The 15,304-nt window shown below is 56.0% G+C and carries 18 protein-coding genes; 8 read left to right on the plus strand and 10 right to left on the minus strand.

The window, feature by feature from the left end; translation table 11 throughout:
- The first annotated feature begins 39 nt into the window (after window positions 1–39).
- Window positions 40–462 (plus strand): CBS domain-containing protein, encoded by a 423-nt coding sequence (locus OUO13_RS18770; RefSeq protein WP_283175438.1) that lies wholly within the window; start codon window positions 40–42, stop codon window positions 460–462.
- Here OUO13_RS18770 and OUO13_RS18775 read toward each other — a convergent pair.
- Complete coding sequence (locus OUO13_RS18775; RefSeq protein WP_283175439.1) at window positions 448–1,629, minus strand: HD-GYP domain-containing protein; 1,182 nt, start codon at window positions 1,627–1,629, stop codon at window positions 448–450. The two genes, OUO13_RS18770 and OUO13_RS18775, sit on opposite strands and share 15 nt — an antisense overlap.
- A 161-nt stretch (window positions 1,630–1,790) precedes the next feature.
- Here OUO13_RS18775 and OUO13_RS18780 point away from each other — a divergent pair, with 161 nt between their 5' ends.
- A complete protein-coding gene (locus OUO13_RS18780) occupies window positions 1,791–2,132 on the plus strand; it encodes a TraR/DksA family transcriptional regulator (protein WP_283175440.1) in 342 nt (113 codons plus the stop codon).
- Between the two features lie 58 nt (window positions 2,133–2,190).
- Here OUO13_RS18780 and OUO13_RS18785 read toward each other — a convergent pair whose 3' ends face one another.
- The 8 genes from OUO13_RS18785 to cydP all read right to left on the minus strand — a co-directional run bounded on the left by OUO13_RS18785 (window position 2,191) and on the right by cydP (window position 7,435).
- Window positions 2,191–2,634 (minus strand): OsmC family protein, encoded by a 444-nt coding sequence (locus OUO13_RS18785; RefSeq protein ID WP_283175441.1) that lies wholly within the window; start codon window positions 2,632–2,634, stop codon window positions 2,191–2,193.
- A 3-nt stretch (window positions 2,635–2,637) separates the two neighbouring features.
- Complete coding sequence (locus OUO13_RS18790) at window positions 2,638–3,195, minus strand: Tll0287-like domain-containing protein (RefSeq protein ID WP_283175442.1); 558 nt, start codon at window positions 3,193–3,195, stop codon at window positions 2,638–2,640.
- 75 nt (window positions 3,196–3,270) lie between these two features.
- On the minus strand, window positions 3,271–3,651 hold the full coding sequence (locus OUO13_RS18795; RefSeq protein WP_283175443.1) for a rhodanese-like domain-containing protein: 381 nt from the start codon (window positions 3,649–3,651) through the stop codon (window positions 3,271–3,273).
- Window positions 3,652–3,861: 210 nt separating this feature from the next.
- Window positions 3,862–4,158, minus strand: coding sequence for a cyd operon YbgE family protein (locus OUO13_RS18800; RefSeq protein WP_283175444.1), 297 nt, complete (start codon window positions 4,156–4,158; stop codon window positions 3,862–3,864).
- Window positions 4,159–4,164: 6 nt separating this feature from the next.
- Window positions 4,165–4,272 carry a cytochrome bd-I oxidase subunit CydX gene (gene cydX / locus OUO13_RS18805; RefSeq protein WP_283175445.1) on the minus strand — a complete coding sequence of 36 codons (108 nt, stop codon included), beginning with the start codon at window positions 4,270–4,272 and terminating at the stop codon, window positions 4,165–4,167.
- Window positions 4,273–4,401: 129 nt separating this feature from the next.
- Entirely contained in the window at window positions 4,402–5,538 is a 1,137-nt protein-coding gene (cydB, locus tag OUO13_RS18810) for a cytochrome d ubiquinol oxidase subunit II (protein WP_283175446.1), read from the minus strand.
- A gap of 9 nt (window positions 5,539–5,547) precedes the next feature.
- Complete coding sequence (locus OUO13_RS18815; RefSeq protein WP_283175447.1) at window positions 5,548–7,158, minus strand: cytochrome ubiquinol oxidase subunit I; 1,611 nt, start codon at window positions 7,156–7,158, stop codon at window positions 5,548–5,550.
- A complete protein-coding gene (gene cydP, locus OUO13_RS18820) occupies window positions 7,148–7,435 on the minus strand; it encodes a cytochrome oxidase putative small subunit CydP (protein ID WP_283175448.1) in 288 nt (95 codons plus the stop codon). Before cydP ends, OUO13_RS18815 begins: the two co-directional genes overlap by 11 nt.
- A gap of 244 nt (window positions 7,436–7,679) precedes the next feature.
- On the opposite strand from cydP, the gene OUO13_RS18825 reads away from it, so the two are divergent.
- From OUO13_RS18825 to OUO13_RS18850, 6 genes are all read left to right on the plus strand, one after another.
- Window positions 7,680–9,047, plus strand: coding sequence for a sigma-54 interaction domain-containing protein (locus OUO13_RS18825; protein ID WP_283175449.1), 1,368 nt, complete (start codon window positions 7,680–7,682; stop codon window positions 9,045–9,047).
- Between the two features lie 181 nt (window positions 9,048–9,228).
- Window positions 9,229–10,455, plus strand: coding sequence for a pyridoxal phosphate-dependent aminotransferase (locus tag OUO13_RS18830; RefSeq protein WP_283175450.1), 1,227 nt, complete (start codon window positions 9,229–9,231; stop codon window positions 10,453–10,455).
- A gap of 247 nt (window positions 10,456–10,702) precedes the next feature.
- Entirely contained in the window at window positions 10,703–11,536 is an 834-nt protein-coding gene (locus tag OUO13_RS18835) for a TRAP transporter TatT component family protein (RefSeq protein WP_283175451.1), read from the plus strand.
- A gap of 35 nt (window positions 11,537–11,571) precedes the next feature.
- Window positions 11,572–12,564 carry a TRAP transporter substrate-binding protein gene (locus tag OUO13_RS18840; protein WP_283175452.1) on the plus strand — a complete coding sequence of 331 codons (993 nt, stop codon included), beginning with the start codon at window positions 11,572–11,574 and terminating at the stop codon, window positions 12,562–12,564.
- Window position 12,565: 1 nt separating this feature from the next.
- Window positions 12,566–13,042: a TRAP transporter small permease gene (locus OUO13_RS18845; protein ID WP_283175453.1), complete on the plus strand. Its 477-nt coding sequence runs from the start codon at window positions 12,566–12,568 to the stop codon at window positions 13,040–13,042.
- A complete protein-coding gene (locus OUO13_RS18850; protein ID WP_283175454.1) occupies window positions 13,042–14,322 on the plus strand; it encodes a TRAP transporter large permease in 1,281 nt (426 codons plus the stop codon). Before OUO13_RS18845 ends, OUO13_RS18850 begins: the two co-directional genes overlap by 1 nt.
- 55 nt (window positions 14,323–14,377) lie before the next feature.
- Here the strand turns inward: OUO13_RS18850 and OUO13_RS18855 are convergent, their stop codons facing one another.
- A complete protein-coding gene (locus OUO13_RS18855) occupies window positions 14,378–15,295 on the minus strand; it encodes a ComEA family DNA-binding protein (RefSeq protein WP_283175455.1) in 918 nt (305 codons plus the stop codon).
- Window positions 15,296–15,304 lie beyond the last annotated feature (9 nt).

The raw sequence follows: 15,304 nt of genomic DNA on the forward strand, positions 1-15,304 counted from the left end.
TTAATCTGAGTTATTCCCGATTGCAGAGCAGGAACCCCCATGAAACATGTCAGCGACCTGATGACCACCGAGCTCCTCAGCCACAAACCAGGCGACACCCTGCGCGACGCCGAACACAGCATGGCGCAACATAGTATCCGTCACATACCGGTGGTCGACGATAATGGCAAACTCTGTGGTTTGATGAGCCAGCGTGAATTTCTGGCCGAAGCCTTCCGGATCACCGACAAGTTCGGTGCCCATCATTTGCAGGACTATCTGGGGAAAACCCTGATCAGCCAGTGTATGCAGACCCAGGTGGAAACCGTCGGGCCTGACACACCGCTCAAGGAAGCGGGGGAAGCCCTGCGGGCCAATCGCCGTCAGGGATGCCTGCTGGTAGTGGATGACCAGCATCAGCTGGTCGGACTGCTAACGTCGCAGGACTTTGTCAAACTCGCCATCCACTTACTGGACAGCTGATGCCTTGCGACGTACTTGTGGACGTACTGACTCCGGACGATGGCTGGGCCAGCGTTCACAAATGGCGAGCACTTCTTCAGGGTTATTGAGGATAACGGCCACACAGTCCGGGTCCAGCTCGCTGCCAGCCAGTCGTTGCAGCTCTGCCATCACCTCCGACAGCTGCCAGGCATCCTTGTAACAGCGGTGGTTTAGCAAGGCGTCGGTGATATCGGCCACCGCCACAATCCGTGCTTCCAGCGGAATCGCGGCGCTGCCACTGAGCCCCAGATAACCACTGCCATCCAGTTTTTCATGGTGGAACTGCACCATGTTGCGCAGCATGTCGATGTATTCGAGGTTATCCAGCGCGAACTGGGTAATCGCCCGATCGACCAGTGCCCGTCCGGTCAGAACATGCTGTTTGACCTGCTCAAATTCATCCTCCGACAACTGCCCTTGCTTGTGCAGAATCACTTCCGGTATCGCCAGCTTGCCAATATCGTGCAACGGCGCAAACAGGGTCAGATATTCAATCCAGGTATCGGCCAATTTGTGTTGCTGGCGCACGCCACGGGCAATCAGGCGCACGTAGGCCGACATCCGCTGCATGTGTTCATCCGACTCGGAACTGTGCAGACCTCCGGCATCCATGGCCCAACTCGCCAAAGCCTGCAGGCGCAGTAGCGTATCCTGCTCGCGCACCAGCTCCTGCTGTACCAGATGGCCCCACAACGAGCAATAAGACGCCATACTTTCGGTAAAATAATCGAGGCTGCGGGAGTTCAGAAACAGCATGCCCAGCAGGCGCCCCTCAGACCGCAGCGGCATACTGAATGCCGACCGAAAGCCCTGGGCCAGCAAGGCATCGGTATGTGCCGACACGTCGTCGCTGCGGAAACTGCGCATGTCATTCACCACCCGCAAATAGCCCTCGTCGGCCAGCCCCCGTAACGACGGCACCGACGACAGACTGGTTGAGTAGCCATTTAATGGGGAGACACCTTCACCAAAAGCAGCAAAGGTGGTCAGGTGATCGGAATCAACGTCGTACAACGCCAGCGAGAAACGCTCGATACCAGAGAACTGCTCACGTAATACCCGATACAAATGCTGCAAGCGCGAGAAGAAAGGCTGCGGCTGCGACAACTGGTGAAAAGGATCCTGATAGAACTCGGCTCCAGACATAAGCGCCTCCCTCCTGCGTCAGCTTGTTCAGACTATTGTTAATAGGCAAATCAACGTCGAACCAGTCTAGCGACAGCCGCCTAAGGTCAACCTGACTCATATCAAGATGAACCAAGGCGGTCAGATCTAGCCTGACAGGAACAAGATCGAGGGAGACCCACATGAATCTGCAAGACGTACATACCCGGTTGGAAGAACGCCTGAGCGAGCTGACCGAACGCGCTGAACGCGCCGAAAAACATGCAAGCCATCGTGAGGAAGCGGTATCCGCCGACTTTGCCGAACAGGCAACCGAACGAGAAAATGACGAAGTGCTGGCCAGTATTGGTGATGAAGCGCGGGTGGAAGCCGACCAGATCCGTCAGGCCCTGCGCCGTCTGGATGCGGGTAACTACGGTGAGTGCTTTGAATGCGGAGAAGCCATTGAACCGGCACGCCTGCTGGCGGTGCCTTACGCGACCCGTTGTATGCAGTGTGCCGCCCGAATGGAGCACTACCACTGAGTTTCGTACGTATGCAGGTGCCAGCAATGGCGCCTGCATACGCATCTGACACCACCAATCAGCGCGGAGTGATCGCCACGTCGCAGCTGACGGAATTGGCGATAAAGCAGTGATCATGCGCTTTGGCGTGCATTTTCTGCAGCGCTTCGGCATCCGGTGCCTCACCTTCAAACACCGCTTTTGGCGACAGACGAATCCGTCCAACCCGGAACTTGCCATCCTCGCGCTGCTCCAGCTCAGCAACCGCTTCATCCTCGTACGACAACACCTGCAGGCGTTTTTTGGACGCCAGCGCCAGGAAGGTCATCATATGGCAACTGGCCATCGCCGCCGCCAGCATCTGCTCCGGGTCCGAACCATAGGCATTACCGGCACCACCAGCAGCGACCACCAGTTCATCGTTAAAACGGATCTGATGCTGACGCTCAAACCCTTCATGAGAAAACACGCCCTGACGTTGCCAGGCAAGTTCAATACGGTGTTCTGAAACGGCCTCAGCCATGAGTTACTCCTTCAGTGTTTTAACCAGGGTAAATGCCCCACGCAGCTGGCCTTCCTGATAACCAACCGCCTTGTCGGCGGGATAGAGTTCTGCGAGTCTATTGGCAACCGGCTCTGCCAGCTTGTCGCCATGACAGCCAAGACACAAGCCTTCAGTGGCTATCGCTTTCATATAGCGAAATTCACCGTTTTCTACGCTAAAGGCTTCCATCGTAGCCAGAGACTCTCCGCTTGCCATGCGCTTGGCAAAGGACTCCAGCACCGATTGTTCCCATTTGTCTGGTTGATTATCCGGATTGCGGAGCTTCGCACTGGTACGCCCTACCTGCCATTCACTCTGACTGTGCTGCTCGGCAATCGCAGGGGCTTGCAGATGGCAGGTATTAATCGCCGCGACAGGCCCACCTTGTTCCATCCCCTGCTTGACAGCGGCCTTGAGTGCCCCCCCAAACTGCTGCACCTGGACACGAGCCTCTTCCGCTAATTGTTCAACAGGCGCTTCTGCCTTGACGATTGGAGCCAATGTCAATGCCAGCGACAGAGTAAGCAGAGCTTTTTTCATATCAGAATCCCAATGTAACTAAAGGAATAAATTCCATCCTGATCAAGGTGGAGTTGACCCGCTTTATTCGAAAAATTAACGATATTGGGCAGGATCAATCTCGACCTTATGCACCGCACCAGCCCAGCCATCAAAACCTCCTACCAGCATCCGCACACCGTCAAAACCCATTCGCTTCAGCGTGTGAGCCGCCAGAGTCGAACGACCACCGTTCTTGCAGTACAGCAGAATCGATGCCTGTGGGTCCTTGAGCGCCGGGTGATCCCCAACACGGAATTCCAGTACACCGCGCGGCACATTAACCGCTCCCGGCAGATGGCCCATATCAAACTCAGCGGGTTCACGAACATCCAGCACCACCGCACCAGCAGCCAGCAGGGCTTCCGCACCATCCGCATCCACCGGAGTAACCGACACACGCGCTTCCGCCAACAGATCGTCTTTGCTCAGAGCCATGATTTATCCCCATCAGGTTAACAAGCAGACAACTATATTACCAAGAAGGAATAAAGCTACAACCAGAAACGCGAAAACCCCGACGAAAGCAGTACGTCACAACGCACTGCTTGCGGGGTTTAACATCAGGCACAAAATCAGGCACAACAAGAAAAGCGCCAAACGCTTAAGGACGCTCGGGGAACGAACACCAGAGTATTCAAAGGGTCCTTAAACAAACCACCAGAGTCCCGCCAGCAACATCAATGGCCAGCCGATCCAGGGTCCAAAGGCAATACGCCAGAACGGCGTGAGAGGCACAAAACCAATCCCGTGGATAAAACCACAACTGAGGCCCAGTAACGCCAGTGACAACCGACCATGATCGATTTCACGGGTTTCTACCGCCACCAGATGCGGCATCACCAGCAACAACGCTGACAGTACCAGGGCCGCCAACAGCGACAGGGCACGAGCCCAGCCACTGTAGAGCGGACCATACAAGCGGTAATCAACCGGTTCAGTCACCCTTGATTACTCCGCGTCGCGGTCGAGATCTTCATAAAATTCCAGCCACATCGCATTGATGATGCCGAAGGAACAGGCCAGCAAAACACCCAGAATCCAGGCGAAATACCACATACTCATATCCTCTTGTCTGACCCTGCGGACGCTGGCCGCAGGGCGAATATTTGTCACAGCCAGCGGATCGGCAAGTGCCGGAACGGTCTGCCCGACAGGGTCAGAAACTCCGGCACTGCGTTATCCGTATCAGTAGGTCGAGTACTTGTTGTTCTCGATAAAACCGTTGGTGAGGCGACCCCACATCTTGTAGTAACCCCAGATGGTGTAACTCAGGATGATTGGCACAAACACCATGGCTACCCAGAACATGATGTTCAGGGTCATACGGCTGGACACCACATCCCAGACGGTCAGGCTGTGGTTCGGCTCCAGACTGGACGGCATGATGAACGGGAACAGGCTGAAACCGGCGGTCAGAATCACCCCGGCCACTGCAATCGCGCTGAACAGGAACGCCAGACCACTGCGACGGGTCGAGCTGAACACAATCACCAGAGCAAAACCGGCAAACGCCATCAGAGGAGCCACCATCATCCAGGAGTATTTGCTGTAGTTGTAGAACCAGGCACCCGGCTCACGGGTAACAACCTTGTTCAGTGGTGTCATGGCCTGGGCAATATCGGCACTGCCCATGATCAGATAACCATCCACACCCAGGTACAGCCAGACACCGGCCAGACCAAACAGCACCGCAACCACCAGCGCCAATACCATCGACAGCTTGCGAGCACGTTCATAAAGGTCAGCATCGGTACGCATCTGCAGCCAGGTAGCGCCGTGCATGCACAACATGCCCAGACTGATCAGACCAGCCAGCAAACCGAATGGATTCAGCAGCTCCCAGAACGAACCGGTGTAAGTGGAACGCATAAACTCGTCAAACTGGAACGGCACCCCTAACAGCAGGTTGCCAAATGCCACACCAAAGACCAGCGCCGGTACGGCACCACCAACGGTCAGGCCCCAGTCCCACATACTGCGCCAACGGCTGTCTTCAATCTTGGAGCGGTATTCAAAACCGACCGGACGGAAAAACAGCGCAAACAGCACCAGCAGCAGCGCCCAGTAGAAACCGGAAAACGCCACGGCATACACAATTGGCCAGGCCGCAAAAATGGCACCACCGGCGGTGATGAACCATACCTGGTTACCGTCCCAGTGTGGGCCAATGGTGTTCAGCATCACACGACGTTCGGTATCGGTTTTACCCAAAACCCGTAGCAACGCACCCACACCCATATCAAAACCGTCGGTGACGGCAAAGCCGACCAGCAGCAGGCCAATCAGGGCCCACCAGATCAGTTTGAGCGATTCGTAATCCATAAAAACTCCTTACACCCGATCGTGGTGACGATTCATCACCGGAGATGCCATCGCCGCAGCGCCGTGACGACCCGGTTGTTCAAAGTGGTAACGACCGGTGTGCAGCGCCGAAGGACCAAGGCGTGCAAAGCGGAACATCAGGTACATTTCAACGATCAGCAGCAGGGTGTAGAACGCCACAAAGGCACCGATACTCATCCACAGATCTTCAACCGAACGACTGGAAGCCGACAGATGGGTTGGCAATACTTCGGCAATCGACCATGGCTGACGACCGAACTCGGCCACAAACCAGCCCATTTCACAGGCAATCCACGGCAGTGGCAGCGCCCACACCAGTGCTTTCAGCAACCAGCGCTGCTTTTCAACACTCTGACGGGCGGAGTGATAGAAGGACAAGGCAATCAGCAACAGCATGGCGAAACCACACGCCACCATCAGACGGAAGCCCCAGAACATCGGTGCAACTTTCGGAATAGTGTCACGGGCAGCAGACTTGATCTGGGTTTCGGAGGCATCGGTCACGTTGTTGGTGTATTTCTTCAGCAACAGGCCATAACCCAGATCGTCACGCACCATATCAAAGGCGTTGCGGGTTTCTTCAGACTTGTCACCGGCTTTCAGTTTCAGCAGCAGGTCATAAGCCAGCATACCGTTGCGGATACGGGCTTCGTGCTCGATCAGCAGATCGTGAATACCAGTCACTTCCTCGGTGGTGGAACGGGTGGCAATCAGACCCAGCACATACGGAATACGCACGGCATAGTCGGTCTGCATGGTTTCCTCGTTTGGCCAGCCAAACAGGGTAAACGCCGCGGGCGCTTCGTGGGTGTGCCACTCGGCTTCAATGGCCGCCAGTTTGGTTTTCTGCACGTCACCAATTTCGTAACCGGATTCGTCACCCAGCAGGATCACACTCAGAATCGATGCCATACCAAAGCTGGCCGCCACCGCAAAGGAACGGCGTGCAAACGGCAGATCGCGTTTGTTGAGCAGATACCAGGCCGAAATCCCCAGCACAAACATGGCACCGGTCACGTAACCGGCCGAAACGGTGTGAACGAACTTCACCTGGGCAACCGGGTTAAAAATCACGTCCGAGAAGTTCACCATTTCCATACGCATGGTGTCGTAGTTGAACTCGGCCCCCACCGGGTTCTGCATCCAGCCGTTGGCAATCAGAATCCACAGCGCCGACATGTTGGAGCCGAGTGCCACCAGCCAGGTCACCATCAAGTGCTGAATCTTGGTCAGACGATCCCAACCGAAGAAGAACAGACCAATAAAGGTACTTTCGAGGAAAAACGCCATCATGCCTTCAATGGCCAGCGGCGCCCCGAAAATATCACCCACATAGTGAGAGTAATAAGCCCAGTTGGTACCGAACTGGAACTCCATGGTCAGACCGGTGGTCACACCCAGAGCGAAGTTGATACCAAACAGCTTGCCCCAGAACTTCACCATATCCTTGTAAACCTGTTTGCCGGTCATGACATACAGGGATTCCATAATGGCGAGAATAAAGGTCATCCCCAACGTAAGGGGGACAAATAGGAAGTGGTACAACGCAGTCATGGCAAATTGCAGCCGCGACAGGTCCACCAGGTTTTCACTGATCATGATGACTCTCCGCTTGGGACGGTACTGCTGATGAAGGAAGAACGTGTTCGGTAGAAATATCCGTGGACGCTGACAATGTCGGCACGGACTGGACTGACGACTCCGGGATACCCAGACGTTCAGCCATACGACCGGCGGCTTCTGCCTCCGGTGTCGATACTGCAATCACAGGACTGGCGAAAAACATCCGGTACAGCACCCAGATCAGTGCCAGCTTGACCAGCAGCACTACACCCAGTTCGCGTACCAGCGGCAGTCGCCACCAATTCTGATTCATTGGCTTTCCTCTTTTATTGCCACCCTGGCACCAGAACATCACACCAATACAACAGGCAACAACGTTAACGATCAGCTGTTTAGCAATCATCTTGCCAACCCGCTCAAGCGCTGGAAAAACCCTTTATACAGCCCCGTTTTGCCGCTGAAACTGTGGCAAATCGTCCCGCATGGTCGCTGGGCACCACAATGCCCGCTAGAATCGCTGCCACTATTTGCCATTTCTGTCAGGAGAAATGCCAACCATGACAATCAATCCAGCTGCATCACTAGCGGAAATTGTGTCCTTGCTCGACAGTATTCCGGCCCCGGCGATCCTGATGGACACCGACTACCGTATCTGTGCTGCCAACGACGCCTACCGACGCCAGTTCCCGCATGAAGGAGAACTGATCGGCCGTCGTTGTTATGAAATATCCCATGGCTACAGCAGTCCCTGTGATCAGGCCGGAGAAACCTGTCCGTTGCGCCAGTGCCAGCAAAGTGGCAAACGGCAACGACTGCTGCATATTCACAATACTCCTCAGGGGCGAGAGCACGTCAATGTGGAGCTGAATCCGGTACGCGACGAACACGGCAATATCCGCTACTTCGTGGAAATCATGCAGTCCGCCGAACGTACCGACACCCATCAGGGGCGCGTCCTCAAAGGCACCAGCCCGGCGTTCACCCGTATGCTGGAACTGCTCAGTCGTGCAGCACCCAGTGATATCAGTGTGCTGTTACTGGGCGAGTCCGGCACCGGCAAGGAACTCGCCGCCCAGTACCTGCACAGTCACAGCCAACGCGCCAACAACCCTTTTGTGGTGGTGGAATGCACCGGACTCACCGAAAGCCTGTTTGAAAGCGAACTGTTTGGCCATGAAAAAGGCGCCTTTACCGGCGCAACCCAACGCAAGCCCGGACTGGTCGACGCCGCCAGCGGCGGCACTCTGTTCCTCGACGAAATCGGCGATATTCCACTGGCCATGCAGGTCAAATTATTACGCCTGATCGAGTCCGGAAATTACCGACCTGTGGGCAGTGTGACAGCGCGCCGGGCCGACTTCCGTCTTATTTGCGCCACCCATCGACCGTTGGCCGACATGGTAGAGTTCGGCCAGTTTCGCCGGGATTTGTACTACCGCATCAGTGCTTTTCCTGTACATCTTCCCAATCTGGCACAACGTCGCGAAGACATTGTGCTTCTGGCCCAACACCTGCTGTCACAGCTGCCCGCCAGCCATGCCCGCGACTTCTCGGAAGCCGCTTGCCAATGGCTGCAACAGCAGGAGTTTCCCGGCAATATCCGCCAGTTACGCAACCATATTGAACGTGCCATCCTGCTCTGTGATCACGACCTGATTGAACCCTGGCACCTGCAACCGGAAATCCCCAGCGTATCCGCCAGCACAGTCAGCCCACTGCCCCGGCAAAGCCTGCAAGAGCTGGCAAGGCAGCCAATACCGCTTGATCAGCTCGAACAACAGTATTTGCAACTGCTCAGCCAGCATCCCGACAAAACCCTGCTGGCGCAGCAACTCGGTATCAGTGAACGAACCCTCTATCGCAAACTGGCGGCACTGAGGGAACAGGAAATCCCGGTGGATGAACGCGAAAAGACCATTGGATGACCTTCTTGTGACAAACGAGCCATTAAAGGTGTGAGAAAGCCGGTGTACAATGCTCCACGACGTTGTCACAAGTGTTCAGTCAAAACCTCTGATACCGCCATTACCTGACAGGGCCTGAAGCCCACTAACGAAGATTCTGTTGTCGCCGCATCCGACTGCTGCAGCCCCCTGGAGGCCTCTCTTGAAGAAGATCCGCAAGTCCGCCAAGCTCAATAACGTACTCTATGACGTGCGTGGCCCGATCGTGGACGCGGCGAAGCAGATGGAGGACGAAGGCCAGCGCATCATCAAGCTGAACATCGGCAACCTGGCACCGTTCGGTTTTGACGCCCCGGAAGAAATCCAGCAGGACATGATCCGCAACCTGCCAAACTCGGCCGGTTACTCCGACAGCAAGGGCATTTTTGCCGCGCGCAAAGCGGTGATGCACTACACCCAGCAGATCAACGTCAAGGGTGTCACCCTCGATGACATCTATCTGGGCAACGGCGCCAGTGACCTGATCACCATGGCCATCGACGTGCTGCTGGATGACGGCGACGAACTGCTGGTTCCGGCTCCGGATTACCCGCTGTGGACAGCGGCCACCAGCCTCGCCGGTGGTACTCCGATTCACTACCTGTGTGACGAAAACAACGAGTGGATGCCGGATCTTGACGACATCCGCAGCAAGATCACCCCACGTACCAAGGGTATTGTGGTGATCAACCCGAACAACCCGACCGGTGCCCTCTACAGCAAACAACTGCTGGAAGGCATTGTGCAGATCGCTCGTGAGCACGAGCTGGTACTGCTGTCGGACGAGGTGTACGACAAGATCCTGTACGATGGTGAACAGCACATCGCGCTGGCCAGCCTCGCCGAAGACGTACTGACCATCACCTTCAACTCGCTGTCCAAGGCTTACCGTGCCTGTGGTTACCGCGCTGGCTGGATGTTCCTGTCCGGTGCCAAGGAATGTGCCCGCGATTACGTGGAAGGCCTGAACATGCTGTCCAACATCAAGCTGGGCTCCAACGTCCCTGGCCAGTACGCCATCCAGACCGCACTCGGCGGTTACCAGAGCATCAATGATCTGATCAGGGAAGGGGGTCGCCTGCGCCGTCAGCGTGATCTGGCTTACAAACTGATCACCGCCATTCCGGGTGTCAGCTGCGTCAAACCCAAAGCCGCACTGTATATGTTCCCGAAACTGGACCCGGAAATTTACCCGATCGCCGATGACCGCCAGTTCTTTATGGAACTGTTAAAAGCCACCCGCGTGATGCTGGTGCAAGGCTCCGGCTTTAACTACCCGGATAACCAGCACTTCCGCATGGTGTTCCTGCCCCACGAGGACGATCTGCGCGAAGCCATCGGCCGCGTCGCCAAATTCCTGGAGCAGTGGCGTAACCAGCACTCCCAGTGAGTGGATCACCAGCCGGATATCCCTGATGTCCGGCTTTTTTGTAGGCCCTGTAGGGTAGCGATCATTACCTCAACACGAGCGTCCGAATCTGCCAAAGGCCAGAAACTGACCACCGGCAGCCATATACACTTCCGAATACACACATATCCAGATCATGTAACCCAGTTGTGCCAAACAAGCCATTAAAGGCGTGGCTCAAGCTGTGTACAATGCGGCGCAATTCCGAAGCACCGGGCTAAACCTGACCATGAAAAAACTTCTGATCGCGGCGTTGGCAGCCTCCCTGGCCGGCTGTGCCGTCGGCAAACTGCCAAACAACCTGTCCCGTTCCATGCTCAACCACGACGACCCATCTGTCGTAGCCGCCGGTGCTCCGGCCTACCTGCTGCTGCTGGACGCCCTGGTTCTGACCTATCCGGACGATGAAGACTACTTGCTGGCCGCCGCTCGTCTGTACGGCGCTTACGCCGGTGTATTCTCCCAGGACCCGGTACAGGCCAAGCTGATGGCCGACAAAGCCATGGGTTACGCCCGTCGCGCCCTCTGTGAGTTCGACGAAGACGCCTGTGCGCTGGTCGACAAACCGGAAGCCGACATGGTTTATGGTCTGAAGAATAACTACGACGAAGACGATATCGCCGTGTTCTACGCCTATGCTGCCGCCAAGGCTGGCTGGATCCAGGCCAACAGCGAAGACTGGAGCGCCATTGCCGAACTGGGCAAAACCAAGGCGCTCATGCAATGGCTGGCCACCCTCGATCCGGAATACGATCAAGGCACGCTGCAGGTCTATCTGGGTGTGATGGAAACCCAAATTCCGCCGTCACTGGGCGGCAAGCCGGAAGTGGGTCGTGAACATTTCGAGCGTGCGATTGCCATAAGTGAAGGTCACCACCTGATGGCCAAGGTGTTGTACGCCAAACAGTACGCGCGCCTGATGTTCGACAAGGAACTGCACGACCGCCTGCTGAACGAAGCGCTGGCCGCTGATCCGCATGCTGAAGGTCTGACCCTGATCAACCGTCTGGCCCAGCGCCAGGCCGCGGTTCTGCTCGAAGAATCCGAAGAATTTTTTGAATAACCTTTAACCGGTAATACCACTACGGGAAAAACCAGATGAAAAAACTGTTTGCCCTCGGTTTGATGTTGCTGAGTCTGAGTCCGCTCAGTCAGGCAGCCACCACCCTGAAAATTGCCACCCTGGCACCAGACGGCACCAGCTGGATGAAAATGATGCGCGGCGCCGCCGATGACATCCAGAAAGCCACCGATGGCCGTGTGAAGATGAAGTTCTTCCCGGGCGGCGTGCAGGGCAGCGACAAGAGCGTGCTGCGCAAGATCCAGATTCGTCAGCTGCAAGGTGGTGCCGTATCCGCCGGTGCACTGAACAGCATCAGCAACGTCACCCAGCTGTACAGCCTGCCGTTCACCTTCCAGAACGTCGAAGAACTGCGTGCCGTACGTTCCGAGTTTGACCCGTACATCAGCAAGTCTCTGGAAGACAAGGGTTACGTGCTGCTGGGTATGACCGAAGGTGGTTTCGCCTACGTAATGTCCAACAAAAGCATCGCTGCCCTGTCCGACTTCGGCGGCCAGAAAGTCTGGGCACCAGAAGGTGACGTAGTTAGCCAGACCACATTCGACAAGGCCGGTATTGCACCGGTATCCCTGCCGATTTCTGACGTCTACACCAGCCTGCAAACTGGTCTGATCAACACCGTTGGTGTGAACCTGTCGACTTCCATTGCCCTGCAATGGCACAGCAAACTGACTCACACCACCGACTTCCCACTGCTGTTCCTGATGGGCATGCTGGTGGTCGACAAGGGTGCTTTCGACAAGATTGATGCCGCCGACCAGACCGTAGTGCGTGACATCATGAAGAAAACCTTCCTGGCCATGGACCTGCAGAACCAGAAAGACGAAGAAGGCGCTCGTGCGGCTCTGGTGAAGGGTGGCATGAACTTCGTGACCCTGAACGAAACCGAACAGAAAGCCTGGCACCAGCTGGCCACCGACACCCTGACCGAACTGGCCAACAAGGGCGTTTATCCGGTAGAACTGTTCAAGCAACTGCAGGAACGTCTGCAGGCTGTACGGGCCAAATAATATGATCCGGTTGATCCACCGCATTGAGGACGGCCTGCTGGTCGCCCTCCTGCTGGCCATGGTCATCCTTGCGGGCGTGGACATCCTCGCCCGCAGCCTGCTCGGCGGTGGTATCCTCTGGATTCCGCCGCTGCTGCGGGTCATGGTGCTGTGGTTGGGCCTGATGGGTGCTGTTCTCGCCACCCGTACCCGTGAACACATCAGTATTGATCTGGTAAACCGTCTGGCCAAACCGGCCGTGGCGCGCTGGATTTCAGTACTGACCTCGGCGTTTACCGCCGTTATCTGCGGCATTGTTGCTGTCAGCGCCACCGAGTTTGTCAAAGTCGCCCGTGAATTTGGCGACCTGGCGTTTGGTGATATTCCAGCCTGGCCGCTGCAGATCATTATTCCTCTGAGCTTTGGCCTGATGGCACTGCGTTTCGCCATCCAGACCGTACAGGCTGCCCTGAATCAACTCCCTGAGGACAACGACTGATGACCATTCTTGTTCCTCTGTTGCTGGCCTTGCTGGCACTGTCTGGCGCGCCGCTGTTTGCCGTGATTACCGCCAGTGCACTCTGGGGTTATTACCAGACCGACGTCGACCTGATGGTCATGGCGGTGGAAATCTACCGTATTGCCGAAATGCCGGTGCTGATTGCCATCCCGCTGTTCACCTTTGCCGGTTATCTGCTGGGTGAAAGCAAGGCACCACAACGTCTGGTGCGTATTACCGATGCATTCCTCGGCTGGATGCCGGGTGGCCTCGCCATCGTGGCGCTGGTGACCTGTGCGCTGTTTACTGCCTTTACCGGTGCATCCGGTGTCACCATCGTTGCCCTGGGTGCCCTGCTGGTACCAGCACTCGATAAAGCCGGTTACCCGGAGCGTTTTAACCTCGGTCTGGTCACCACCTCCGGCAGTCTGGGTCTGCTGTTTGCACCGTCACTGCCGCTGATTCTGTACGGCGTAGTGGCTCAGCAAATGTCGCTGGATACTCCGGTGAGCATTGATGACCTGTTTGTTGCCGGTCTGCTGCCAGGCACCCTGATGCTGGTTGCTCTGTCGATCTACAGTGCCCTGCAGCCACGCGCCAAGGCTGACAAGCCACAACACAAGTTTGATAAAGCCGAAGCCTGGGCCGCATTAAAAGACTGCGCGTGGGAAATCCCGCTGCCGTTTATTGTGCTGGGTGGTATCTACGGTGGTCTGTTTGCGGTTTCAGAAGCGGCAGCGATTACCGCGCTGTACGTGCTGATTGTCAGCGTACTGATCCGTCGTGAAATCAGCTTCAGCAAGCTGCCAGTGGTGATGCGTGACTCCATGAAGCTGGTCGGCGCTATCCTGCTGATTCTGGGCGTGTCGATGGCATCCACCAACTACATGATTGATGCCGGTATTCCGGAAGCCATCTTCGAGTTCATCCAGCAACACGTTACCGACAGCTTCACCTTCCTGCTGCTGTTGACCCTGTTCCTGCTGGTGCTGGGGATGATGCTGGATATCTTCTCGGCGATTGTGATCATGATTCCGATCATTCTGCCGATTGCGGTGGAGTACGGGATTCACCCGGTACATCTGGGGATTCTGTTCCTGGCGAACATGCAGCTGGGGTATTTCACCCCGCCGGTGGGTATGAACCTGTTTATTGCCAGCTTCCGCTTCAATAAACCGGTAATGACCCTGTATCGGGCCACGATTCCGTTCTTCTTTATCCTGCTGGCGACCGTTCTGGTCATTACCTTCTGGCCAGCATTGAGTCTGGCATTGCTGTAACCAGACACTTCAGGAGCCATGCCAACCGGCATGGCTCCTGAAATTCCTGCCACGATTACAGAGTCAGCTGACTGCGCAGACGCTCCAGGGTCTTGGCACCAATCCCCTTCACACGCACCAGGTCATCAACACTCTTGAACGGACGGTCTTTCACCAGAGCAGCGGCCTGACGGCCAGACAGGCCACGGATATTGGCCAGTACTGACAGTGGGGCACGGTTGATGCTGATGGCGCCATCGACAATGTAAGGGACTTCTTCAGCTGCTACCGCTTCTTTGGCAACCACCGCTTCTTCAGCTGCTACCACTTCTTCAGCTGCTACCACTTCTTCAGCTGCTACCACTTCTTCGGTTGCTACCACGTCTTCGGTTGCTACCACTTCTTCGGCAACTACCGCTTCTTCGGCAACGACTGCTTCTTCAGCAACGACTTCTTCTTCAGCAACGACTTCTTCTTCAGAGGCTACCGATTCTTCGGCAACAACGGCTTCTTCAGCGGCTACTGCTTCTTCGGCAACAACGGCTTCTTCTGCTTCTTCGGCAACAACGGCGTCTTCAGCGGCTACCAGCGCTTCGACGGCCATCTGAACGTCAGAGGCGACGGTATAAGGCACCGCAAACGCCACTTCATGACGAGTCAGATAACGGTCGTTATCCCACTCCTGCAGACGCACAGACAGCTGCCACTCACCCACTGGCGGTTGCTGGAATACCAGATCGTACTGGCAATCCTGCAGACAGAAACCACCAAACAGCGTTCCAATGGAGGTAAACGCCAGTGCGTATTCGTCACCCTCAGCCGATTGTGCCCACAGGCCAATCTGCAGAGTGCCGCTGACATTACCGTCGGGACGATCACTGCTGATGCGGCCAATGCTGAGCAGCACCCGATCACCCTGAATATCAAAACCACACTGGCCATCAAGGCGCAGCGCAGGCTGGCAGAGGCTCTCCATCGTTCCATCAATCAACATATATCCATT

The organism is Parathalassolituus penaei, from assembly GCF_026626885.1.
GTDB lineage: Bacteria > Pseudomonadota > Gammaproteobacteria > Pseudomonadales > Oceanobacteraceae > Oceanobacter > Oceanobacter penaei.